The sequence below is a fragment of the Streptomyces sp. STR69 genome (assembly GCF_024519455.1).
In the GTDB taxonomy this organism is placed as follows: domain Bacteria; phylum Actinomycetota; class Actinomycetes; order Streptomycetales; family Streptomycetaceae; genus Streptomyces.
The window spans coordinates 43,770-65,844 of record NZ_JALJRY010000046.1; the positions used below are offsets into that span (position 1 = coordinate 43,770).

Below are 22,075 nucleotides of genomic sequence, written 5' to 3' on the forward strand. Positions count from 1 at the left end.
AACGCCTCCTCCACCCGACCCACCGCCGCCAGCCGATTCGCCAGATTGGACGCGGTTCCCAGGGCGTCGGGGTGATCCTCACCTCGAATCCTCCGCTGCCGGTCCAAAGTGTCCTCACCCAGCTCCAACGCCTCCTCCACCCGACCCACCGCCGCCAGCCGATTCGCCAGATTGGACGCGGTTCCCAGGGTGTCGGGGTGGTCCTCACCCAGCACCCGCCGCTTCCGATCAAACAGGTCCTGGTGCAGTGCAAGGGCGCGCTCATGATTGCCAACGGCACTGGATGCGCTAGCCAAGTAGTTGACGGCCCACCACGTGTGAGTGGAATCAGGGCCCAGTAGAGTGATCCAGGCTTCGTAGAGGTCTTCAAGGCGGGGTAGGACCGCTGCTGCGCTGCCGCGGTCCAGGAGGTAGACGGCCGCTTCGCATGCTGCGAAGCGGGCTTGCGCGGTGACCAGGTCTGTGGGGTCGATCGCCAACAGGTGAGGCAGCAGGTGAGGCCAGCGAGGCCAGGAACCGGGATCCCCCACCTCACCTGGGAAGGCCGCAGCGAGCAAGATACTGGCGTTGCGCGCCGCGGCAACGCGCTCCTCGGTGCTGAGCTGGTCTTTGAGCACGGCTTGGGTCAGACGGTGCAGGTTTAGGCTCCCGCCCGCTACCCGGGCCAACCCATGCTGGTGGAGTGCCGAAAGGACACGGTTCCTGGTGCGCCAGTCCGCCACCACCCGGCCCACGGACGACTCCTCGTCAGCCTCTTCCGCAGTGGCCGTGGGCAGCGCAAACGGTTCCGGAGCCAGCAGCGCACAAGCATTCATCACCTCGGCCGCCTCCGGGTCCTGCTCCCGCAGCCGTTGCATGCTCAGCCGAATCTGCGCGGCCAGCGACCACCGATAATCACGCGGCCTACCCTCATCGGTCACCGCGCTGGTATTGGCGGCAAACAACGCCAGATAGTCGTCCACGGCCGTCGTCGTCAGCACCGCAGCAGCCTGGACCAGGGCCAGCGGCAGGTCATCCAACGCCTGCGCCAACTGGTCGGCATCCCCCTCCCCCAGCCACGGCGTCCGTCCGCGCAGCAGATCGATCGACTCCCGCCGCGCCAGCACATCGACATCCAACGGCCCGGCCACACCATGCCAGTCGGGGTTACGGGAGGTGATCAGCACATGCCCCGCCCCGGACGGCACAAAGTCGGCCAACGCCGCAGGATCCTCCGCGTTGTCAAAAACGACCAGCCAGCGCGACCGCGACCCCAACTCATGCCCCAGCGCCCGCACCGCGTCCTCCAAGGGCGTATCCGGCTGCGCAGCCCCGGTCTCCACCGCCAACGCAGCCAACTGACCCGGAATCAGCGCCGGATCCTCCGCCCGCACCCACCACACCAGCTCGTACTCCCCGCAGAACCGGTGCGCGTACTCCGCCGCCAGCTGCGTCTTGCCCACACCCCCGCGGCCGTCCAGCGCTACCACCGCCACCGGACACCCCACCGTCAGCCGCGACCGCACCTCCACCAACAGCGCATCCCGGCCCACGAACCCCGCATTGCGCGCCGGCACGTTCCACACCCTCGGCAACGTGCCCGGCAGCCGTGGCCCGCTCGCCCCCATCCTCCGCAGCCGCCCCGCACCACCCTGGCCCGGAAACCCTGGCGACACCCGAGGAACCCCCGCCGGCCCCGCCACCGCCGCCAGCAGCACCTCCCGCGCCTGCTCCTCTCCCAGGCCGAACAACGCCGGCGCAAGCAACGCCTGCACCATCGGCCGCACCGCGCAGTCCTCGATCCGGACCGGGATCAGCTTCTCCCGCGCGGCCAGCTTCGCCGTCCACTCCTCAGTGGTCCACCGTTCCGAGTCGAAGTACGCGGCCGAGAACAACGCCACTGTCGGCCCGGCAGCCAAGGCCCGGTCCATGTTCTGGATGACGTTCTCCCCTGCCGCCCAGTGCCAGACGGCCAATTCGACCTCGTACCCGGCATCCTGCAACTGCCAGGCCGCCCACTCCGCCCACGCCTGATCCGCCCCCGCGTGCGAGACGAACAACCGCGCTCCGCCCGCCGCATCCCCCACACCCGCCACCCGAACCCCCGTACCGGCCCCGCACCCTGCCGCCACCGAGACTAGAACCCACCCAGACCACCGCACACAGGCTTTCAACCAATCCCAGCGTTTCGACGGTGTTCGAAAGGTTGGCCGGTGTCCACGGGCGGCGCCTACGGTCTGACGCCAAGAGGCCGACCATCACAGTGCGGCCCCAGACAGGGGAGTTTCCGTATGCAGTTGCTCAAGAAGCACGTGACCCGTACGGCTGTGGCTCTCGCCCTCGGGGCCGGCGCGCTCATCGGCGGCTCCGGCACTGCTTCAGCCGCCGACGTCCATCCCCAGTACGTGACCTACAAGTGCGATCCCGGGCGGGCCTGCGTATACGACACTTCCGGAGGCGTCTGGAATATGGATGGCTGTGGAGACAACTGGATCTACGGCCGTTTCAACTACGCCAGGGCCCACGGCAACAGCTTCACGGTGTACTACGTGAACAAAACGTGGGATTACGTCTGGGCAGGAGGCCAGCGGACCCTGGACGGCAACAACTACGTCGAGCGAGTGCACGTGGATTGCTGAGCGCTGACGACAAAGGCACCCGGGGGTGTAGCGAAACCCGGCAGTCTCAGTCCCGCACCTCGCACCACACCACCTTCCCGGACACCCCCTGCTCCACCCCCCACCGCACCGCCACCGCGTCCAGCAGCATCAGACCGCGCCCCGACTCCGCTCCGAGGCCGGTGTCGGTGGTGACGTCCAGGAGGACAGGGAGGGCACGCGGGTCGGGGTCGGTCACCTCAACCCGGATACGGTCGCCGTCCAAGCCGTCCAAGCCGACCCGGGTGACCCGTACCCGTACCGGCGTGCCCTCGCCCACGTGCCGGATGACGTTGCTCACCAACTCGCTGACGCACAGCTCCACTTCGGGGTACGGGCCGCCACCCAGGTATCCGCGCACCGCGTGCCGGAGTTCAGGGACCGCCTTCGGTACGGCGAGCAGGGCGGCCTCGAAGTCCGTCGCGTTCATCGTCCCGCCGCCTCTCGGAGTACGGCGGCCAGCCGGCGGGCCGTGTCGAGGTTGCAGTTGCCCAGCGCGACCAGTCCCCCGGAGCCGCCGGAGGCCCCGGCGAAGCTGGGCAGGTCCGCGCGGAGCGACGGGAGCGTGATTCCGTGGGCGGCGAGGGCGTCGCGGAGTTCCTCCGCGCAGAGGACCGTGTCGTAGGGGCCGGAGGGGGTGGCCGGGCCGGGGTCGGGGTGTGAGGGCATCTTCACGTGCGCCTTCCTGTGCTCTCTGTGACGAATCACTCACACAGTGACGTGACAGGCCCTACCGTGAAAGGAGTTCGAGTTACGCCTGTCAACGAGCAAATGGCGGTGGTGAGTTGTGCCTCCTCGCAAGGACACCGACGCGTCGGCGAACGTCCCCTCCTTCTACGGCGCGGAGTTGCGCTTCAAGAGGGAACTGGCCGGTCTGACGTTGGAACAGTTGGCGGAAGGGAGCTACCGGGGGGTGCCGTTCCTGAGCCAGATCGAGCACGGGGAGCGGCGGATGCCGCTGGATCTGGCCCGGCATGTGGACAAGGCCCTCGGGACGGACGGGTTTTTCGAGCGCCGTTGTGAAGACGCGCGCAAGGCCAAGCAGTCGGGGCATGCGGAGTACTTCGCCGATGTGGCGGAGCTGGAGCAGCATGCGGAGAACATCGAGGACTGGGCGCCGATGCTGCTGCCTGGCCTGCTCCAGACCGAGGCGTACGCGCGGAAGATCGTGCGTACCGGCAGCCCGTGGCTGCGACCCGCGACCGTCGACAAACAGGTCAGCGCCCGGATCAATCGCGCGAAGCTCTGGGAGCGCGAGGAGCCTCCGGCCTTCTGGGCCATCGTGCGCGAATCACTGATCCGCAGTCCGCTGCTCCCACCCGAGGAGATGGCCGACCAGTTGGAGCACATCGGGCAGGTGATCCGGTCCACACAGGGAGTTCTGCAGATCCTCCCGGAAACGACGATCGCCCACCCGCTCATGATGGGCATGATCCGCGTCATGACGTTCCCTGACGCACCGCCCTTGGTGTACACCGAGGGCCTTCACAGCGGCCAACTCATCGACTATCCGTCGCTCGTGAAGGACTACCGCAGGTCGTACGATCTGCTCAGGGCCGCGGCGCTGTCACCGGACGCGTCCCTGGCGATGATCGACCAAGCGGCGGAGGACCACCGAAATGGCAAGCACAGAGCTTGATTTGAGCTCCGCGAGCTGGCGCAAGAGCAGCTACAGCAACAGCAGCGGCGGCGAATGCCTAGAGGTCGCGGACGGAGTCACCGGAGTCGTCCCCGTCCGGGACTCCAAAGTCCCGAACGGCCCCGTACTGCTCCTCCCCAGCACCGCCTGGTCCGCCTTCACCGCCAGCCTCCGTTAGGACGACCAAGGGCAACACTCCTTCAAGGCCACTGCGTTGTCCCCGAAAGCGTCTCTGGCCATGATCGATCAAGCGGCGAAGGACCCTACAAATGGCAAGCACCGAAAGTGACTTAAGCGCCGCCCGCTGGCGTAAGAGCACCTACAGCAACGGCACCGGCGGCGACTGCGTCGAGATCGCCGAAGCCTTCCCCGGCGCCGCCCACTGGCGTAAAAGCACTCACAGCAACGGCAGCGGCGGTGAATGCGTCGAGGTCGCCGACGGAGTCACCGGAACCGTCCCCGTCCGGGACTCCAAGGTCCCGAACGGCCCCGTGCTGCTGCTCCCCGCCTCCGCCTGGTCCTCCTTCCTCACCGGTCTCCGTTAGGACAACAAAAGGCAACACCCCTCACACCTTTCCCCCACGCCCCATACAGTCGAGGGACAGTTAACGGGGAGGGGAACGACCCATGCGCAAGGGGGTAAAGGCCACCGTCATCGGCAGTGTGTTCGCCGTGATGGTGGGAGGGGCCGGATACGGGGCCTACAACGTCGTGTCCGCGCTGGGCGGGAGTACCGGCGTGGGCGGTTCCAGTGGGCCCGCGCCCGTGAAGACCGGGCCGCCGAGCGCGTCGGAGGTCAGGGCGACGACGGCGAAGTTCTTCGCGGCCTGGGAGAAGGGGCAGGCGGTGACGGCGGCGTCGTACACGAACAACGACGCGGCGGCCGACCCCGTGCTGGAGTCCTTCAGCGGGGCCGGGCACATCACTGGGGTGAAGATCACCCCTGGTGCAACGACCGGGGCCACCGTGCCGTTCTCGGTGAAGGCAACGGTGTCATACGACGGAAAGTCCAAGCCGCTCAGCTACAAGAGCCAACTGACCGTCGTACGCGGCAAAACCACCGGACGGGCCCTCGTCGACTGGCAACCGGCCGTCATCCACCCGGAGTTGCAGACCGGCGACACCTTCGTCACCGGGGAGTCCGCGAGCCCGGCGATCGAGGCCGTGGACCGGAACGGGACCGTGCTGACCAAGGAGAAGTATCCGTCGCTCGGGCCGATACTCGACGAGCTGCGCTCCAAGTACGGTGACCAGGCGGGTGGTTCGCCCGGTATCGAGCTGTCGATCAAGCACCAGGCCGAGGGCTCGGCCGACACCACGCTGGTGACCCTGGAGAAGGGCAAGGCCGGCAAGGTGCGCACGACGCTCAGCGCGAGCGCGCAGGCCGCCGCCGAGAAGGCCGTGACGAAGTACTCGGAGTCGTCCGTGGTGGCGCTGCAGCCGAGCACCGGGCAGGTGTTGGCGATCGCCAACCACCGCGACGACGGCTTCAACGCCGCGTTCCTGGGGCAGTTGGCGCCCGGCTCGACGATGAAGATCATCAGTGCTGCCACGCTCATCGACACGGGACTCACGACGATGAACGGGCCGGCGCCCTGTCCGACCACCGCGGTGTGGCAGGAGCAGACGTTCAAGAACCTGACCGGCCTCAAGCCGAACGAGAACGCCACGCTCGCCGACAGTTTCGCCCGCTCCTGCAACACGGCGTTCGTGAAGTTCGCCGACTCGGTCAAGGTGGACTCCCTGACCCAGGAGGCCGAGGACCGCTTCGGGCTCGGCCGGGACAACTGGAAGACCGGCATCCCGTCCTTCGACGGCTCGGTGCCCGCGTCCGGCGGCCCGGACACCGCGGCGAATCTGATCGGCCAGGGCCAGGTGCAGATGAGCCCGCTGAACATGGCGTCGGTGACGGCGACCGCGAAGACGGGCACGTTCCGCCAGCCGGTGCTCGTGTCGCAGAGCCTCGACGACCGCCAACTGGCCACCGCGCGGGGCCTGTCGGCGAGTACGTCGGCCCAGCTGCGGGCGATGATGTACCGCACCGCGACCAGCGGCACCGCGGCCGGGATCATGGCCGGGCTCGGCCCGAACATCGGCGCCAAGACGGGTTCCGCCGAGGTGGACGGGCAGTCGAAGTCCAACAGCTGGTTCACCGGTTACCGGGGCGATGTCGCCGCGGCGGCCATGACGCAGGACGGCGGCCACGGCATCGACGCCGCGGGCCCGATCGTCCGGGCGGTACTGGCGGCGAGTGGCTGAACTCACTCCTGGTGGAAAGGGAACTCACCCGCACAGGACGGGACTCTAGGGTGGGCGTGGTCGTTGGGGTGTGAGAGAGCCGAGGGCGACGGGGGCCCAAAGGGATTCGCGGAGGATCGGGAACTGTGGGCACGAGGGGCAAGAAGAAGGTCGCCGCCGGGCGACGGAAGGCGAGACCCGCCATGGTCGGCGGGGTGATCGCCGTGGCCGTCGTCGGCGCGGGCGTGGGCGCCTACGCGCTGTACGACGGCGGGGCGTCCGCCGAGGCGCGCACCCAGAGCGCCGACCACAAGGCCGTCAAGAAGGGCCCGTTGACGGCGGCCGAGGTCCAGACGACCGCGAAGCGGTACCTGGCCGACTGGCAGCAGGGCAAGGTCGCCCTGGCCGCCGCCACGACCGACAAGTCGACGGCGGCCACCGCGCTGCTCACCGGTTACAGCAAGAACGCCCACATGAAGGGCGTCACCGTCACCGAGGGCACCCCCACCGGCACCAAGGTCCCCTTCTCCGTGAAGTGCACGGTGTCGTACAAGGGCATCAACAAGCCCATGACGTACGCCACTTCGCTCACCGTCGTGCGCAGCGCGAAGGACGGCAAGCCGTACGTGCAGTGGCACGCCTCCGTCGTCCACCCGGATCTCGCGGACGGCGACACCCTGGTGACGGGCGAGTCCGGCACCCCGCCGATCAAGGCCTACGACCGGGACGGCGGCGAGCTGACGACGGCCAAGTACCCGTCCCTGGGGCCGGTGTTGGACGGGCTGCGGGAGAAGTTCGGCAAGAAGGCGGGCGGCAAGGCGGGCATCGAGCTGCGGGTGGTCCGGGGCAAGAAGTCCAAGGAGTCCGACAAGACGCTCGTCGAGCTGAGCAAGGGCACACCGGGCAAGGTGAAGACGACGCTCAGCCCGACCCTCCAGGCGGCGGCCGAGACGCAGGTCAGCAAGCAGAAGAACTCCTCGGTCGTGATGATGCGCCCGTCGACCGGCGAGATCCTGGCCGTCGCCAACGCCTCGCACGGCTTCAACGTGGCCTTCCAGGGCTCGCTGGCCCCCGGTTCCACGATGAAGATCGTGACGTCGACGATGCTCTTCGAGAAGAACCTCATCACCCCGGACGCGTCCCACCCCTGCCCCAAGACGTACAAGCTGGCGGGCTGGACCTTCCACAACGACGACGACTCGGAGATCAAGAAGGGCACGTTCAAGATGGCCTTCGGGGCCTCCTGCAACAACGCCTTCATCAACTTCGCGCCCAAGCTGTCCAACAGCGACCTGACGACGGAGGCCCAGCAGGTCTACGGCCTCGGCATGAACAACTGGGCCATCGGCGTCCCCACCTTCGACGGCTCCGTGCCGGTGCAGAGCGGCGCGCAGATGGGCGCCTCGCTGATCGGGCAGGGCGGGGTCCGCATGAACCCGCTGAACATGGCGTCGGTCGCCTCGACCGTCGACACGGGCACCTTCCACCAGCCGTACCTGGTCTCCCCCACGGTCGACAACCGCACGATCGCCAAGGCCTCGCGCACGATGTCGTCGACGACCCAGGCCCAGCTGAAGGAAGTCATGAAGTACACCGCCGACTACGGCACGGCGGCGCAGGCGATGTCCGGGCTCGGCCCCGACTACGGCGCGAAGACCGGTTCGGCGGAGGTCGACGGCCAGAAGAAGCCCAACGGCTGGTTCACCGCGTACAAGGGCGACCTCGTGGCCGCCGGCGTGGTCCAGGCGGGCGGCCACGGCGGCGACACGGCGGGTCCGATCGTGGCGGCGCTGCTCAAGCTGGGCGCAAGCCTCGGGGGCTGAACCCCCGGACCGCTACGGGGAGTTCAGCTCGCCACGGGTGCGGCGGCCGTATAGGTCCGCCGCAGGAACCGCGTGATCGTCTTCGTCTCGAACTGGACGACGGAGACGCCCTGTTCGGAGTGGAACTCGACGACGGCCTGCACCCGCCCGCACGGCCACACCCGCACCTCGCCGCTGCCTGCCGGGGCACGCAGCCCCTGCTCCAGCAGCGCCCGGTCGAAGGTCCATGCATGCGGTCCGGGCAGGTCGATACGGACGGCCAGCGGATCGGATTCGGGGTCGTACCGCAGGACGACGGGCACGGCGGCGGGATCCAGCCGGTCCACGTCCTCGTCGGTGACGATATGGGCTCGCGCGTACTGTTCGACTACGGACATCGGGCGGCCCCTTACGCTGAGTGACCTGTGTGAAAGCTGTGCATCCGCTTCCACTACCCAAATGTCGCACATTTTCTCGGGAGCGCCCTCTGGGGCGACAGATCTCACATGTCGGCCGGAGACCACCTGGCTCTTGCAAAGCACTCGCAATAACCATCTAAAATCATCCCGTGCATGTCCCTGACGGATTCATCGACGCCCCCGTATCCGCCGCGACCGGTGTGGTCGCCGCCGGCGCCATCGCCGTGAGTCTGCGCGGCGCCCGCCGCGAGCTCGACGAGCGGACGGCGCCACTGGCGGGCCTGGTGGCCGCCTTCATCTTCGCCGTGCAGATGCTCAACTTCCCGGTCGCGGCCGGCACCAGCGGCCATCTGCTGGGCGGCGCGCTGGCCGCGATCCTGGTCGGCCCCTACACAGGCGTCCTCTGCGTCTCGGTCGTCCTGCTCATGCAGGGCATCCTGTTCGCGGACGGCGGGCTGACCGCGCTCGGCGTGAACATCACCGACATGGCGATCACCACGACGGTCGTGGCGTACGCCGTCTTCCGCGGCCTGGTGAAGATCCTCCCGCGCAGCCGCCGCTCGATCACGGCCGCGTCCTTCACCGCGGCCCTGCTCTCCGTCCCCGCCGCGGCCCTCGTCTTCACCCTCCTCTACGCCCTCGGCGGCACCACCGACGTCTCCCTCGGCAAGGTCGCCACCGCGATGATCGGCGTCCACGTCCTCATCGGCGTCGGCGAGGCCGCGATCACCGCGCTCACGGTCGGCGCGGTGATCGCCGTACGCCCTGATCTGGTCTACGGAGCGCGCGGCCTGGAGCAGCGCCTGAAGCTGCGTGTGAACGGCGAACTCGTGGACGCCGCCCCCGAGTTGACCCCCGTGCGCAGTACTTCCCACCGCAAGGTGTGGCTCACCGGCCTCGTCGCCTCCCTCCTCCTCGCCGGTTTCGTCAGCTTCTACGCCTCCTCGAACCCCGACGGCCTGGAGAAGGTCGCCGCCGACCACGGCATCGACCGGGCGGCGAAGGAGCACTCCTCGGCCGACTCCCCGCTCGCCGACTACGGCGTGCGCGATGTCGAGGACGCCCGGCTCTCCGGCGGCCTCGCGGGCGTGATCGGCGTCGGCGTCACGGTCGCGGCGGGCAGCGGGGTCTTCTGGGCGGTCCGCAGGCGCCGCAATACTTCCTCCCAGGTGGCCTGACATGGGCGCGGGCCACGCCCACCGGCTCTACCGGCACGGCCACTCCCGGGTCCACGCGCTGCCGCCGCACGCCAAACTGGCCGCCGTGTTCGCCTTCGTGGTGGTCGTGGTGTCGACCCCGCGCGAGGCGATGTGGGCGTTCGGCCTCTACGCCGTGCTGCTGGCGCTGGTCGCGTACGCGGCCCGGGTACCCGCGGGCTTCCTGCTCCGCCGCCTGCTGATCGAGATCCCCTTCGTCGCGTTCGCCGTCCTCATGCCCTTCGTGGCGGAGGGCGAGCAAGTGACCGTCCTGGGCCTGGAGTTGAGCGTGAACGGCCTCTGGGGCGCCTGGAACGTCCTCGCCAAGGGCACCCTGGGCGTCGCCGCCTCCGTCCTCCTCGCCGCCACCACCGAACTCCGCGAACTCCTCCTGGGACTCCAGCGGTTGAAACTCCCGCCCCTCCTCGTCCAGATCGCGTCCTTCATGATCCGCTACGGCGATGTCATCACCGACGAGATGCGCCGGATGCGGATCGCCCGCGAGTCACGGGGTTTCGAGGCCCGGGGCATCCGCCACTGGGGTGTGCTCGCGAAGTCGGCGGGCGCGCTGTTCATCCGCTCCTACGAACGCGGGGAGCGGGTCCATCTGGCCATGGTGAGCCGGGGATACACGGGCTCCATGCCGGTGATCGACGAGGTCACCGCCGACCGGGCCCAGTGGTCGCAGGCCCTCGCACTCCCCTGTGCCGCCCTTGTCGTATGCCTGTTGGGATGGACCCTGTGACGACTTTCTCTCTTGACGTGTCCGGGCTGGCCTTCGCCTACCCCGACGGCCATCAGGCCCTGTTCGGCGTCGACTTCACGGTCGCGCGCGGCGAACGGGTCGCCCTGCTCGGCCCGAACGGCGCCGGCAAGACCACCCTCGTCCTGCACCTCAACGGCATCCTCACCGGCGGCGCCGGGACGGTGACGGTGGCCGGACTCCCGGTCGGCAAGCGGCACATGGCGGAGATCCGGCGCCGGGTCGGGATCGTGTTCCAGGACCCCGACGACCAGCTCTTCATGCCGACGGTCCGCGAGGACGTGGCGTTCGGCCCGGCGGCGGCCGGGATGAAGGGCGCCGAGCTGGAGCAACGGGTGCGCACAGCACTGGAGTCGGTGGGCATGGCGGACTTCGCCGACCGTCCCCCGCACCATCTGTCGTTCGGGCAGCGGCGCAGGGTGGCCGTGGCCACCGTGCTGGCGATGGAACCGGAGATCCTCGTCCTCGACGAGCCCTCCTCCAACCTCGACCCCGCCTCCCGGCGCGAACTGGCCGACATCCTGCGGTCGTTGGACGTGACCGTCCTCATGGTCACGCACGACCTGCCGTACGCCCTGGAGCTGTGCCCGCGTTCGCTGATCCTCAGCGAGGGCGTGATCGCGGCGGACGGCGCGACCGGCGAACTCCTCTCCGACGACGCGCTGATGCGGGCCCATCGTCTGGAGTTGCCCTTCGGGTTCGACCCGCGGTCCGTGACAATGGGTGCGTGACGAACGAGGACCATACGGTTGCCGGGTCGCTGCTCCTCGACGAGCAGCTGTGCTTCGCGCTGTACGCGGCCCAGCGCGCGCTGACGGCCGCGTACCGCCCGCTCCTTGAGGAGCTGGAGCTGACCTACCCGCAGTACCTGGTCCTCCTCGTCCTGTGGGAGCGCGGCGAGAGCACGGTCAAGGACCTCTCGACCGCCCTGCGCCTCGACTACGGCACGCTGTCGCCGCTCCTGAAGCGCCTGGAGGCGGCCGGACTCGTCCACCGCGAGCGCGCCGCCCACGACGAGCGCTCGGTGCTGATCGGGTGCACGGAGCGCGGCAGTGCGTTGAGAGAACGCGCGGCCCGGGTGCCGGGGGCGCTGCTCGCGGCGACGGAGCTGGAGATGCCGGAGGTCGTGCGGCTGCGCGCGGAGCTGTGGCGGCTGGCGGAGCGCGCGGGGGCGGCGGCCGAGCGCGCCCGCTGACCTCGGGTTACCGGCGGTTGCCACCCCCTGGTGGCCACGAGCGCCCTACCGGTCAGTATCTTGTGCACGATGTAGTTGCACACTCCTGTGTTTCCGTCCCGAGTTTCCGTTCTGGGGGAGGTCCCGCCATGGCCGACGACACCGCCGTCGACACCCGCCCGACGAAGATCATGTACGTCGCCGAGGCCACCGCCCACGGCGGCCGGGACGGCTATGTCAGCAGCCAGGACGGCCAGCTCTCCCTCCAGGTCGCGATGCCCCCGGCCATGGGCGGCGACGGCAACGGCACCAACCCCGAGCAGCTGTTCGCGGCCGGCTACAGCTCCTGCTTCCACAACGCGCTGGTCCTGGTCGGCCGTAGGGCCGGCTTCGACCTGACCGGCTCGACGGTCGCCGCGAAGGTCGGCATCGGCCCCAACAAGCAGCGCGGCTACGGCCTCGCGGTCGCCCTGAGCGTCTCCCTGCCGATCCTCGACCCGGACATCGCGGCGAAGCTGGTGGACGCGGCCCACGAGGTCTGCCCGTACTCGAACGCGACGCGCGGGAACATCGACGTCACGATCCTGCTTGGTTGAGGTAGGACAGCGGACCGGCAGGACCAGGAGTGCGGACGTGAACGTGAACGGCGTGGTGGCCGAGGGCTTCGAGCCGGTCAGGGAGGCGTTCGCCGCCAACTTCGAGGTGCGCGGGGACCGGGGCGCGGCCGTGACCGTGTACCGGGACGGGCATCGGGTCGTCGACCTGTGGGCCGGCACCAAGGACGTCGACGGCACCGCGCCCTGGCAGCGGGACACGGCCCAGATCGTCCGCTCCGCGACGAAGGGCGTGGCCGCCGCGGCGCTGCTGCTGCTCGCGCAGCGCGGGGAACTGGACCTGGACGCTCCGGTGGGCGAGTACTGGCCGGAGTACAAGGCGGCCGGCAAGGAACGCACCCTCGTGCGGCATCTGCTCGCGCATCGCGCGGGCGTGCCGGTGCTGGACCGCCCGCTGACCCCGGCGCAGGCCGCGGACCCGGCACAGGGCGCCGCGGCGGTGGCTGCGCAGGCACCGGTGTGGGAGCCGGGCACGGACCACGGCTATCACGCGCAGACGTACAGCTGGCTGACCGGTGAACTCGTCCGCCGGGTGACGGGCCGGTCGATCGGCGAGTGGATCGCGGACGAGATCGCGGGCCCGGTCGGAGCGGACCTGTGGGTGGGGCTGCCGTCCGGTGAGGCGGGGCGGGTGGGCCGGGTGGCGCAGGTGGAGGCGCCGGCTGCGGACGCGGGGGTCCTCCGGGTACGCCCCAAGCGGTCGGTCTCCGAGGCGTACGCGAACCCCGGCTCCCTCACCCGGCGCGCGTTCGGGGCGATCACCCCGATGCCGGACGAGAACGACCCGGCGTACCGGGCCGCCGTACTCCCCGCGTCGAACGGCATCGCGACGGCGGACGGCCTGGCCCGCTTCTACGCCTCCCTGATCGGCGAACTGGACGGCGGGACAAGGCTGTTCGCCCCGGAGACGGTCGAGCTGGCCCGTACGGAACGCTCGTCGGGCCCCGACCGCGTCCTCGTGATCAACACCCGTTTCGGCCTGGGCTACATGCTGCACGGCGGCGCGTCCCCGCTGCTGTCCGACGGCTCCTTCGGTCACCCGGGCCGGGGCGGCGCGCTCGGCTTCGCAGACCCGGATTCGGGCATCGCGTTCGGGTATGTGACGAATTCGTTCCGCAAGAGTGTGACGGCTGATCCACGGGCGCAGGCCCTGGTCAGGGCGGTGCGCACCGCCCTGTCGTAGTGCACTGGTACGGCCACGGCTGTCGGCACCACGGCCGGCGTTCACGACCCTGGGGCAACAATGGGGTATGCGCTGCTGCATCTCGGCTCCCCTCGCGGCCCTCGCCGCGCTCCCCACTCCGTACGACGTCCTGCGCTCCGGCGCACTCCTCGCCCCGGCGCTGCTGCGTGCCGCCCACGGCGGTTCCCCGCGCGGCAAATACCGCCAACTCGCCGCCGTACACCTGGAGTTGGTCACCCTCACCGAGGACAGCGCCATCATCACCTGGCACACCCGGATACCCGGCACCGACGACGGTTTCGGCCACCCGCTCCCCGCGGTCACCGAGGGCGAGGTCGTCTACGGCACCCACCCGGCCCGGCTCAACCGCGTCGCGGCCGAGGACCGGCCCACCGCGCACCACCAGGTGGAGCTGACCGGCCTGGAGCCCGGGCAGACGTACTACTACCGGGCACGCTCCGGGGGTGTGACCGCCGTACCGACGCCGTTGCAGCACGTACGCGGGAACGCCGTCGGCACCTCACGGCACGGCCTCGGCTCCCTGACCGGCACGTACTCCTTCACCACGCCCCAGCCCCCGCCCGGCAGGCACCTGCTGTCCATCGCCCTCTGCAACGACCTGCACCTCGGCGAGACCACCGCGGGCCTCATGGCGGGCTTCCCACTGCTGCGCGGGGTGTCGCAGGCGGCGGGCCTGGCCGCCTATCCGGAGATCATGACCCGGGCCCTGGTCGAGGAGGCGAAGCGGCGCGGGGCGGACGTCCTGCTCGCCGCCGGGGACATCTCGGCGGGCGGGTCGCCGCGGGACCTGGCCGAGGCCAGACGCATCCTGGACGGCTTCGGCACGCTGGGCCGGGACTATCTCGTCGTACGCGGCAACCACGACCGGGCGGGGAGCTCTGCCGACACGTTCCATGAGGGGTTCCGTGAAGGCTTCGGCGGCGGCGACGGGCCCGGGTACTTCGCGCACGATCTCGGCGGGCTGCGGATCATCGGGCTCGACACGTATGCCAAGGCCGGCAACGGGGGTGACGCGGGTGGGCTCGGCGAGGAGCAGTTGTCCTGGTTCCGGGGCCGGCTCAGGGCCGAACCGGACCGGCCGACCGTCGTCTTCGGGCACCATCCGCTGACGGTACGGGACTCCGTGTTCCCGGTGACTCGGGGGCAGCAGCTGGATCGGCGGCAGGCTCGGGCGATCGTCGACGCGTATGCCTCGGCGCCGGGGGTCTTTCTTCATCACGCGGGGCACACCCACCGGAACAAGAGGACGCCGCTGGTGCGGGCGCCCCATGTTGTGCAGCAGGAGGTCACCGCTGCGAAGGACTATCCCGGGGGGTTTCTGCTGCTGCGGGTGCACTCCGGGGGGTATGCGCTCAACCACTACAAGGCGGGTGGGATCGAGGCTCGTGAGTGGGGGGAGCGGTCTCGGCGGGTGGCTGGGGGGTTGTGGCCGCACCATGCCCTTGGGCGGGCGGCCACGGATCGGAACAGCGTTCGGGCGCATGACCTGTCCGGGGTGGGCTCGTTGGGGGTGTCTGTTGCCTGAGACAGGTAGTCGGTCGGCTGCTGGCCCGTCGTGGCTGGTCGCGCAGTTCCCCGCGCCCCTAGAAAGGGCCCTGTGGGCCCATTTCTAGGGGCTTGTGTCAGCCGTCGTTCTCCGGTGAGGGGAGGTACGCGCCGGGTACGTCGTTCGGGGCGTAGATCTTTTTGTCGCCGGGGTACGGGCTGGTCCAGTTGTGGGTCTGATACCAGGTGTAGCGGTTCATCTGGGTGGGGTTGGCGTAGTCGGGGACCGCGTTCGGGCCCGTGAGGCGCTGGTGGGAGGCCCATGTCTTCCACTGGGCCGCGAGTGTCTTCTCGGCCGCCGGGACCGAGACCGTCGTCGGTGCGGGTGCGGCCAGGGTGTCCTGGGCCGCCGGGGTGTCCGAGCCGCAGGACGGCTGGGGGCTCACGCCGAGGGTGAGGGAGGTCCGGTTGGGGACCGCGGTGAACGGGGTGTTGTCGGCCTTGCTCGTGAACGCGCCGTACATCGGGGTGGCCGCGCTGTCGAGTTGGTTCATCGGGTGGATGCCGAGGATCTGCTCGATCGTGCGGACCATGGTGATCTGCGAGTAGTAGTGGTCGTCGACCGTGCTGTGGTTGGCGTAGGGGCTGATGACCTGGACCGGGGCGCGATGGCCGTCGACGTGGTCGAGGCCGGCCTGGGAGTCGTCCTCGACGACGAAGATCGCCGAGTCCTTCCAGTACGAGCTGTGGGTGATCCTGTCGACCATCCGGCCGACCGCGAGGTCGTTGTCGGCGACCTCGGCGGCGGCGTTGGCCGGGCCGCCGGTGTGGTCGTTGGAGAACCAGAACATGTTCAGGTTCGCCGGGCCGTTCTTGTCGAAGTCCTGCTGCCAGATCTGCTCTTTGTAGATGTCCGGGACGTCGAGGTCGAACAGCGGGAACCCTTGCACGGACACGTCGTTGAGGGAGGGGATCGCCGAGCCCGTCTTGATGGGGTAGGCGGTCTGTGCTCCGGTGGCGGCCATGTTCTTGCTGTCGCAGTACAGGTTCTGCCAGGTCGCGCCGGCCGGCTTGGTCTCCAGCGACTGGAACTCGCCGAAGTCCTTGACGGACTTGCCGGCCGCCTGCGCGCCGGTCCAGATGAATCCGGACTTCTGGTGGCCCAGGACGTCGTTCTCGGTGTCGTAGCTGCGCGTGTACTCGCCGGCCGAGGACTCGGTGTACTCCGGGTTGTCCGACTGCATCAGCCAGTTGTGGCCCTCGGCGGAGTTGGTGCCGATGTCGTAGAAGTTGTCGTAGAGCCCGAACTGTTCGGCCAGCGCGTGCTGGTTGGGGGTCACGTTCTCGCCGAACTGGGTGAGCGAGGCGTTGCCGTTGCCCTGCGGGAGGTCGCCGAAGACCTGGTCGTAGGTGCGGTTCTCCTTGACGAGCAGGAAGACGTGCTTGATCGTCGAGGGGTCGCCGAGCCGGGCGGGGACCGGGACGGCCTTCGCGCGGCTCCTGCCCTTGGACGTGATGACCGAGCCGGGCGTCCAGCCGTTCTGCTTGAAGACCTTGGCCGTCTGGGACCTGACGACGAGGTCGCTCGGCAGCGTGAACTGCGTCAGGCTCGACGTGGTGTCGTGCGTGTTGTGGCCGGCGGCGTCGGGGCGGAGCGCGTCCACGCCGCGGGTGTTGGCGACGACGACCTGCTTGCCGTTGGCCGTGATCCCCGAGGGGAAGTAGTCGGTGGGGAGCAGGCCGACGTAACGGGCGGGCTGCTGCGGGGAGCTGTAGCGGTAGACGGCGACCGCGTTGGCGCGGCCGAGCGTCACCAGCAGCCGGCCGTCGTCGGTGAGCGTCACCGCGTTCGGCTCGTAACCGACGGACGCCTCGGGCCACGGCTGGGTGGCGATGGTCTGGACGACCTTGTCCTTGCGGGTGTCGATGACCGAGACGCTGTTGTCGGCGGTGTTGGTGACGAACACCGCGCCCTTCTTGGCGTACACGGCGGTCGGGTGCAGTCCTACGGCGATGGTGCCCACGGCGGCGGAGGGGTCCGCGGTGTCGATGACGCTGACCGTGCCGGTGGTGCTGGCGCCCGTCCTGGGGTTGGCCGGGACGTCGGTGCCGTAGGAGTTGATGGTGGTGTCGCCGGCCTTCGCCGGGCGCCCGCCCTCGTTGCTGACGTACAACGTGCCGCCGACCAGGGCGATTCCGCGCGGCGCGGTGCCAACTGTCCAGCTCTGCTTGATCGTTCCGGTCGCCGCGTCGATGGCGACCACCTTGTTCTGGCCGTTGACCGCCGAGTACACGGTGGAGCCGTCGGCGGAGAACACGGCCGCGCCCACCAGCGCCTGCTTGGCGCCGTCGGCCGCGATCGGGACGGCGGTGGGGCTCGCGAGGGTGCCGTCGGCGTTGACGGTGAACTTGGTGTAGCCGTTCGCCTGACCGAGCCACAGCTGCTTGCCGTCGGGCGAGTAGGTCGGGCCCTCCTGGCCGACGGCGCCGCTGCTGATGCGCAGGTCGTCCGCCGTGCTGGTGCCGATCTTCTGCTTGATCTGACCGGTAGTCAGGTCCATGACCACCAGAGAGGCGTCGCCGTCGGCGATCGAGGCCGCGAGGCGGGTGCCGTCCGGGCTGACCGTGGACGACATGATCTTGCCGTCGTTGATGACGGTGCGGCTGCCGTACGGCTTGATGTACTGGTCGCTGGAGATGACCTGGCCGTTGGCGGTGGTCTGGCCGACCTGCTGGGTGCCGAACTGGTAGGTCGAGGCGACCGCCGTGCCCGTGACACCGAGGGCGACGGCGATACCCGTCGTCACGAGCAGTGCCCGGCGGCCGACGTGTCTGCCGAAGAGGTTGACTTGTTTCTTCTCGCTGATCCGACGCTGGCGGATTACCTGCACGGAACTGTTCCCTTCAGTGGGTGTCGAGCAACTCGACGTTGCCGTCGAACTGCCACAGCGGATTCGGGGTGTCACCGGTCGAAGTCCGCACCAGGAAGTAGCCGTTGACTTCCTTGGGACCGTCGCCGTCCGCCACGAACCGCCCGTCCGAGGTGATGTCGAGCTGGTAGATCGCCGACCCCGTGACCGCGACCCCGGGGAGATGCCAGCTCACGACGCAGCGCCAGTCGTTGCCCGCGCCCTCCTGGGCGGCCTGGCCGTCGCTCTTGGTGCACGCCGCCGAGGCCCGCAACTGGGCCTCGGTGACGGCGGGCCGGTGGAGTTGCCCGGTCTGCAGGCGGTAGAGGTGGGCGAACACCGTCGCGAGGGATTTCTGCACCTTCCCCTGCTCGATCCCGGAGCCCGTCGACGGCGTCGCCACGGCGACCGCCCCCACGGTGACGGCGGTCAGCGCGGCCAGCGGCAGCACGCCGAAGGTGAACGCGCGGCGCCCGGAGCCGTCGTAGGCCGGGTTGGTGAAGTCCCGCCGTACGAACAGGAGATGGGCGAGGACGGTGGCGAGCACCGTCCATGCCAGGCTGACCGCGACGGCGATCAGGAGCGGGGTGAGCTGGGCCGGGCTGGTGAACAGGCCGTTCCAGGCGATGAAGGCGTAGCCGGGCAGGGCGAGGCGCACGGCGACGGGCAGCGGCAGCATCTGGGCGACCTGCATCGCGAGTGCGACCAGCACGGGCAGCAGCAGCCCCATCGAGGACCGCCCCAGCGCGACCGAACCGAGGAGTCCGATCGCGGCGAGGGCCAGGGTCGGGGCGAGGGCACAGAGCCAGGCGAGCAGGACCCGGCCCGCCGCGTCCCCCGGCGCGAGCAGATGGCCGTCGAGACCGACCAGCGGCTGGTTGCCGACGGCCAGGAGCCCGCCGACCGTACTGGAGACGGCCAGCCCCGCCACCAGCGCCAGGATGACGGTGACGCTGGCCAGCGCCTTCGCCACGAAGATCCGCGCGGGCGAACGGACGGCCACCAGCAGATGCCGCCAGGTGCCGAGCCGGTCCTCGGCCGCGAACACATCGCCTGCGACGAGCGAGGTCAGCAGCGGAAGCGCCCAACTGCCCGCGAACCCCAGCATGACCAACGGCCCGGCCCACCCCGTGGCGTGCATCCAACGGCCGAAGAGCGTGTCGGAAGGGAGGGTGTCCTGCTGGCTCACCCCGGCGACGAAAAGCGCGGGCGCGATCCAGCAGGCGAGGACCAGCAGCCGGATCCGCCATTGCGAGACGAGCTTGACGAGTTCGAAGCGGTAGCCGCGCGCGACGGATACGCGTCGGGCCGCGGCGACGGGTTCAAGGACGGCGGCCACGGTCACCGGTCGGCCTCCTGCTGTTCCTGGTGCGGTTCCTGGTCGGTGAGTGCGAGGAACGCGGTCTCCAACGGCGATACCACGGGGGCGAGTTCGCGCACCGCGATGCCCGACCGGACGAGTTGGGCCACCAGTTCGTCGAGGGCGGGTGTCAGCGCGCGCACGACGAGCACCTCGGCGTCCTGCCGTACGCCGCTGTCGTCGACGATCCGGATGCCTGCCGTGTCGGCGGCGAGTCGGCGCGCGGCCCCGGGGTCGGACGTCCGCAACCGGTAGTCGAGTTCACGGCTCTCGGCGGCCAGTTTGCTCAACGGGCCCGAGAACACGACCCGTCCGGTGGCGAGAATGGTGACCTCCGAGCACAGTGCCTCCAGGTCGTCCATACGGTGGCTGGAGAGCACCACGCCGGTTCCGCCGGCGGCGAGTCTGCTGAGCACCCCGTGCACATGTCTCTTGCCCGCCGGATCAAGTCCGTTGGACGGTTCGTCGAGCACGAGCAGCCGGGGTCTGGTGAGCAGTGCGGCAGCGAGCCCGAGCCGCTGGCGCATACCGAGCGAGAAGCCGCGGGCCCGGTCGTCGGCGACATCGGTGAGCCCGACCTGGTCGAGCACGTCGTCGATCCCCGCCGTCCGCGCGTCATGGCCGCGCAGTGCGGCCAGTGCGGCGAGGTTCTGCCGGGCGGTGAGCGAGGGATAGAGACCGGGCCCGTCCACGAAACCGGCGACACCGTCGGGGGCGGCGAACGCCCGCCCGACCTGCTGACCGAGGATCTCCAGACGCCCGCTGTCGGCGACGGCCAGCCCCAGCAGCAGACCGAGCAAGGTGGTCTTACCCGCCCCGTTCGGCCCGACCAGACCATGGATCTGGCCCTGCGTCACATCCAGATCGACACCGTCGAGCGCGACGACATCGCCGAAGCACTTGGTGATCCCGACGGCCCGGGCCGCGTGGCGTCGTCTGTCCATGAGCCCCTTCTTTCGAATCCTCAGGGACCCTAGGGGCACCACACATCACACACACAGACGGCCGTCTGAACGCCCATGGAACGGATCGTCAAGTCGTCGGCAAGCCCGGTGAAGAAACGGTCAACCAGCCCGCAACATAAGCCCGATCCCGGCCACGAGCAGCAAGGCGGCGGCGATACGGGGCGCCCCGAACCGCTCCTTGAAGAAGACGGCTCCGATGGCCGCGCCGACGATGATCGACGACTCGCGCAGGGCGGCGATGGGTGCGAGGTCCGCGCGGGTCTGGGCCCACAGGACGAGTCCGTACGCCAGCACGGACAAGGCCGCACCGAGAAAGCCGACGGCGGCGAACGGCCTTAGCTCCGAGAGGAGTTGACCGCGCCGAAGGTAGAGGGCGTAGGCCGGGATCATCCAGCCCTCCACCGCCATCAACCAGGCGATGTACCCCAGCGACGACCCCGAGGCCCGCACACCGAGCCCGTCCACGACGGTGTACGCCGCGATCGACAGCCCCGTCGCCAACGCCGCCCCGATCGCCGCCCAGTTGGGCCGCCGCCCTCGCATCCCCCACAGCGCGACACCGGTCAGTCCCGTGCACGACAGCGCGATGCCCGCCGCCGCCCACCCGTCGGGCACCTCGTGCGCGAAGACTGCGGCGAAGACGGTGACGACGAGGGGCGCGGTGCCACGCGCGATCGGATAGGCCTGCCCGAAGTCCCCCAGCCGGAACGACTTCATCAGCAGCAGTGTGTAGGCGACATGGATGATCGCGGAGGCCCCGAGATACGGCCACGCGTCCGCCTCCGGAAAGGCCGTGAACGGCACGAGGGCGAGCCCGATGACCGTCCCGCCGCCCGTGATGAGCGTGAACCCGACCAGCTTGTCGGTGATCTGGTGCGCGAGGGCGTTCCAGCAGGCGTGGGTGACGGCGGCGAGCAGAACTGCGGCTGCGACCAGTGGCGTCACGGGGTCTGCTCGCGCACGTCCACCAAGGTGGCACCGGCGTACGCGACAAGTTCCTTCGGCTCCATGGGAAACACGGCATGCGGATTGCCTGCGGCGGCCCACACGACGTCGTGCGCGAGCAGCGAACGATCGGCGAGTACACGAGTCTTCGTACGGTGCCCAAAGGGCGGCACGCCTCCGATGGCATACCCGGTCGTCTCCCGTACGACGTCGGCCTTGGCCCGGGTGACCTTCTCGACGCCGAGCTCCTCGCGGACCCGTTCCACGTCCACCCGCGATGCCCCGTCCATCAGCACCAGCACCGGTACGCCGTCCGCCGCGAAGATCAGGGACTTGCAGATCTCACTCAACTCGCACCCGATCGCGGCGGCGGCCTCTGCGGCGGTACGGGTTGCGTCCGGGAAGCGGCGGATGCTGCTGAGCAACTCCCCTAGTCCCAACTCCCTTATGGCTTCGGCGAAACGAGGGCTGGCGCTGGAGCTGGGGCTGGGGTTCTGGGGGTTTTCGCTGCCGTTCGTGGTCATGTACGGCACGCTAGCGGGGGGTGTACGGGGCCTGCGACTGAGTTCTTGCCGTTGGGCCACTCGCTTCTTTGTCAGTGTCGGGCTTCCACGGACCGAGTAAAGGGCGCTCCGCTGCGCTGCGCGTCGCCTGCGGCGATGACCCTCCGGGTCACCCTTGACTCGGTCCGCTCCAGCCCGTTTGAGAAGCGAGCGAGCGGCCGGG

The 22,075-nt window shown here is 69.6% G+C and carries 21 protein-coding genes and 1 pseudogene; 13 read left to right on the forward strand and 9 right to left on the reverse strand.

Features of this window, described 5'->3' with window-relative positions; translation table 11 throughout:
- Nucleotides 1-2: 2 nt before the first annotated feature.
- A pseudogene (fxsT, locus tag OC490_RS46375) lies at nucleotides 3-2,141 on the reverse strand (FxSxx-COOH system tetratricopeptide repeat protein); the annotation flags it as partial.
- A gap of 129 nt (nucleotides 2,142-2,270) precedes the next feature.
- Here fxsT and OC490_RS46380 point away from each other — a divergent pair.
- Entirely contained in the window at nucleotides 2,271-2,618 is a 348-nt protein-coding gene (locus tag OC490_RS46380) for a hypothetical protein (protein ID WP_262064098.1), read from the forward strand.
- A 46-nt stretch (nucleotides 2,619-2,664) separates the two neighbouring features.
- On the opposite strand, the gene OC490_RS46385 is transcribed toward OC490_RS46380, so the two are convergent.
- The gene (locus tag OC490_RS46385) at nucleotides 2,665-3,066 is read right to left on the reverse strand and encodes an ATP-binding protein (protein WP_262064099.1); all 402 of its coding nucleotides are present in this window, start codon (nucleotides 3,064-3,066) and stop codon (nucleotides 2,665-2,667) included.
- A complete protein-coding gene (locus tag OC490_RS46390) occupies nucleotides 3,063-3,305 on the reverse strand; it encodes a hypothetical protein (protein ID WP_262064118.1) in 243 nt (80 codons plus the stop codon). The genes OC490_RS46385 and OC490_RS46390 overlap by 4 nt, the downstream gene beginning before the upstream one ends.
- A 118-nt stretch (nucleotides 3,306-3,423) precedes the next feature.
- Here OC490_RS46390 and OC490_RS46395 point away from each other — a divergent pair, with 118 nt between their 5' ends.
- From OC490_RS46395 to OC490_RS46415, 5 genes are all read left to right on the forward strand, one after another.
- On the forward strand, nucleotides 3,424-4,275 hold the full coding sequence (locus OC490_RS46395) for a helix-turn-helix domain-containing protein (RefSeq protein ID WP_262064100.1): 852 nt from the start codon (nucleotides 3,424-3,426) through the stop codon (nucleotides 4,273-4,275).
- Nucleotides 4,256-4,453, forward strand: a complete 198-nt coding sequence (locus OC490_RS46400) for a DUF397 domain-containing protein (RefSeq protein ID WP_262064101.1) — start codon at nucleotides 4,256-4,258, stop codon at nucleotides 4,451-4,453. The genes OC490_RS46395 and OC490_RS46400 overlap by 20 nt, the downstream gene beginning before the upstream one ends.
- 91 nt (nucleotides 4,454-4,544) lie before the next feature.
- On the forward strand, nucleotides 4,545-4,820 hold the full coding sequence (locus OC490_RS46405) for a DUF397 domain-containing protein (protein WP_262064102.1): 276 nt from the start codon (nucleotides 4,545-4,547) through the stop codon (nucleotides 4,818-4,820).
- A gap of 82 nt (nucleotides 4,821-4,902) precedes the next feature.
- Nucleotides 4,903-6,534 carry a penicillin-binding transpeptidase domain-containing protein gene (locus OC490_RS46410; protein ID WP_262064103.1) on the forward strand — a complete coding sequence of 544 codons (1,632 nt, stop codon included), beginning with the start codon at nucleotides 4,903-4,905 and terminating at the stop codon, nucleotides 6,532-6,534.
- 182 nt (nucleotides 6,535-6,716) lie between these two features.
- A complete protein-coding gene (locus OC490_RS46415) occupies nucleotides 6,717-8,336 on the forward strand; it encodes a penicillin-binding transpeptidase domain-containing protein (protein WP_262064119.1) in 1,620 nt (539 codons plus the stop codon).
- Nucleotides 8,337-8,359: 23 nt separating this feature from the next.
- Here OC490_RS46415 and OC490_RS46420 read toward each other — a convergent pair whose 3' ends face one another.
- On the reverse strand, nucleotides 8,360-8,713 hold the full coding sequence (locus OC490_RS46420) for an SsgA family sporulation/cell division regulator (protein WP_262064104.1): 354 nt from the start codon (nucleotides 8,711-8,713) through the stop codon (nucleotides 8,360-8,362).
- A gap of 170 nt (nucleotides 8,714-8,883) precedes the next feature.
- Here OC490_RS46420 and OC490_RS46425 point away from each other — a divergent pair, with 170 nt between their 5' ends.
- From OC490_RS46425 to OC490_RS46455, 7 genes are all read left to right on the forward strand, one after another.
- Nucleotides 8,884-9,912: an energy-coupling factor ABC transporter permease gene (locus OC490_RS46425; protein ID WP_262064105.1), complete on the forward strand. Its 1,029-nt coding sequence runs from the start codon at nucleotides 8,884-8,886 to the stop codon at nucleotides 9,910-9,912.
- Between the two features lies 1 nt (nucleotide 9,913).
- A complete protein-coding gene (gene cbiQ / locus OC490_RS46430) occupies nucleotides 9,914-10,675 on the forward strand; it encodes a cobalt ECF transporter T component CbiQ (RefSeq protein WP_262064106.1) in 762 nt (253 codons plus the stop codon).
- The gene (locus OC490_RS46435; protein WP_262064107.1) at nucleotides 10,663-11,424 is read left to right on the forward strand and encodes an energy-coupling factor ABC transporter ATP-binding protein; all 762 of its coding nucleotides are present in this window, start codon (nucleotides 10,663-10,665) and stop codon (nucleotides 11,422-11,424) included. Before cbiQ ends, OC490_RS46435 begins: the two co-directional genes overlap by 13 nt.
- Complete coding sequence (locus tag OC490_RS46440; RefSeq protein ID WP_262064108.1) at nucleotides 11,421-11,888, forward strand: MarR family winged helix-turn-helix transcriptional regulator; 468 nt, start codon at nucleotides 11,421-11,423, stop codon at nucleotides 11,886-11,888. Before OC490_RS46435 ends, OC490_RS46440 begins: the two co-directional genes overlap by 4 nt.
- A gap of 128 nt (nucleotides 11,889-12,016) precedes the next feature.
- Entirely contained in the window at nucleotides 12,017-12,463 is a 447-nt protein-coding gene (locus tag OC490_RS46445) for an organic hydroperoxide resistance protein (RefSeq protein WP_262064109.1), read from the forward strand.
- 37 nt (nucleotides 12,464-12,500) lie between these two features.
- Entirely contained in the window at nucleotides 12,501-13,664 is a 1,164-nt protein-coding gene (locus tag OC490_RS46450; protein WP_262064110.1) for a serine hydrolase domain-containing protein, read from the forward strand.
- A 67-nt stretch (nucleotides 13,665-13,731) separates the two neighbouring features.
- Complete coding sequence (locus tag OC490_RS46455; protein WP_262064111.1) at nucleotides 13,732-15,210, forward strand: purple acid phosphatase family protein; 1,479 nt, start codon at nucleotides 13,732-13,734, stop codon at nucleotides 15,208-15,210.
- A 97-nt stretch (nucleotides 15,211-15,307) separates the two neighbouring features.
- On the opposite strand, the gene OC490_RS46460 is transcribed toward OC490_RS46455, so the two are convergent.
- From OC490_RS46460 to OC490_RS46480, 5 genes are all read right to left on the reverse strand, one after another.
- Nucleotides 15,308-18,061: a phosphoesterase gene (locus tag OC490_RS46460; protein ID WP_262064112.1), complete on the reverse strand. Its 2,754-nt coding sequence runs from the start codon at nucleotides 18,059-18,061 to the stop codon at nucleotides 15,308-15,310.
- 13 nt (nucleotides 18,062-18,074) lie between these two features.
- A complete protein-coding gene (locus OC490_RS46465; RefSeq protein ID WP_262064113.1) occupies nucleotides 18,075-19,424 on the reverse strand; it encodes an ABC transporter permease in 1,350 nt (449 codons plus the stop codon).
- Nucleotides 19,421-20,383, reverse strand: a complete 963-nt coding sequence (locus tag OC490_RS46470; protein ID WP_262064114.1) for an ABC transporter ATP-binding protein — start codon at nucleotides 20,381-20,383, stop codon at nucleotides 19,421-19,423. Before OC490_RS46470 ends, OC490_RS46465 begins: the two co-directional genes overlap by 4 nt.
- 120 nt (nucleotides 20,384-20,503) lie before the next feature.
- Nucleotides 20,504-21,349, reverse strand: coding sequence for a DMT family transporter (locus tag OC490_RS46475; protein WP_262064115.1), 846 nt, complete (start codon nucleotides 21,347-21,349; stop codon nucleotides 20,504-20,506).
- Entirely contained in the window at nucleotides 21,346-21,873 is a 528-nt protein-coding gene (locus OC490_RS46480; protein WP_262064116.1) for a YbaK/EbsC family protein, read from the reverse strand. The genes OC490_RS46475 and OC490_RS46480 overlap by 4 nt, the downstream gene beginning before the upstream one ends.
- Nucleotides 21,874-22,075: the final 202 nt, after the last annotated feature.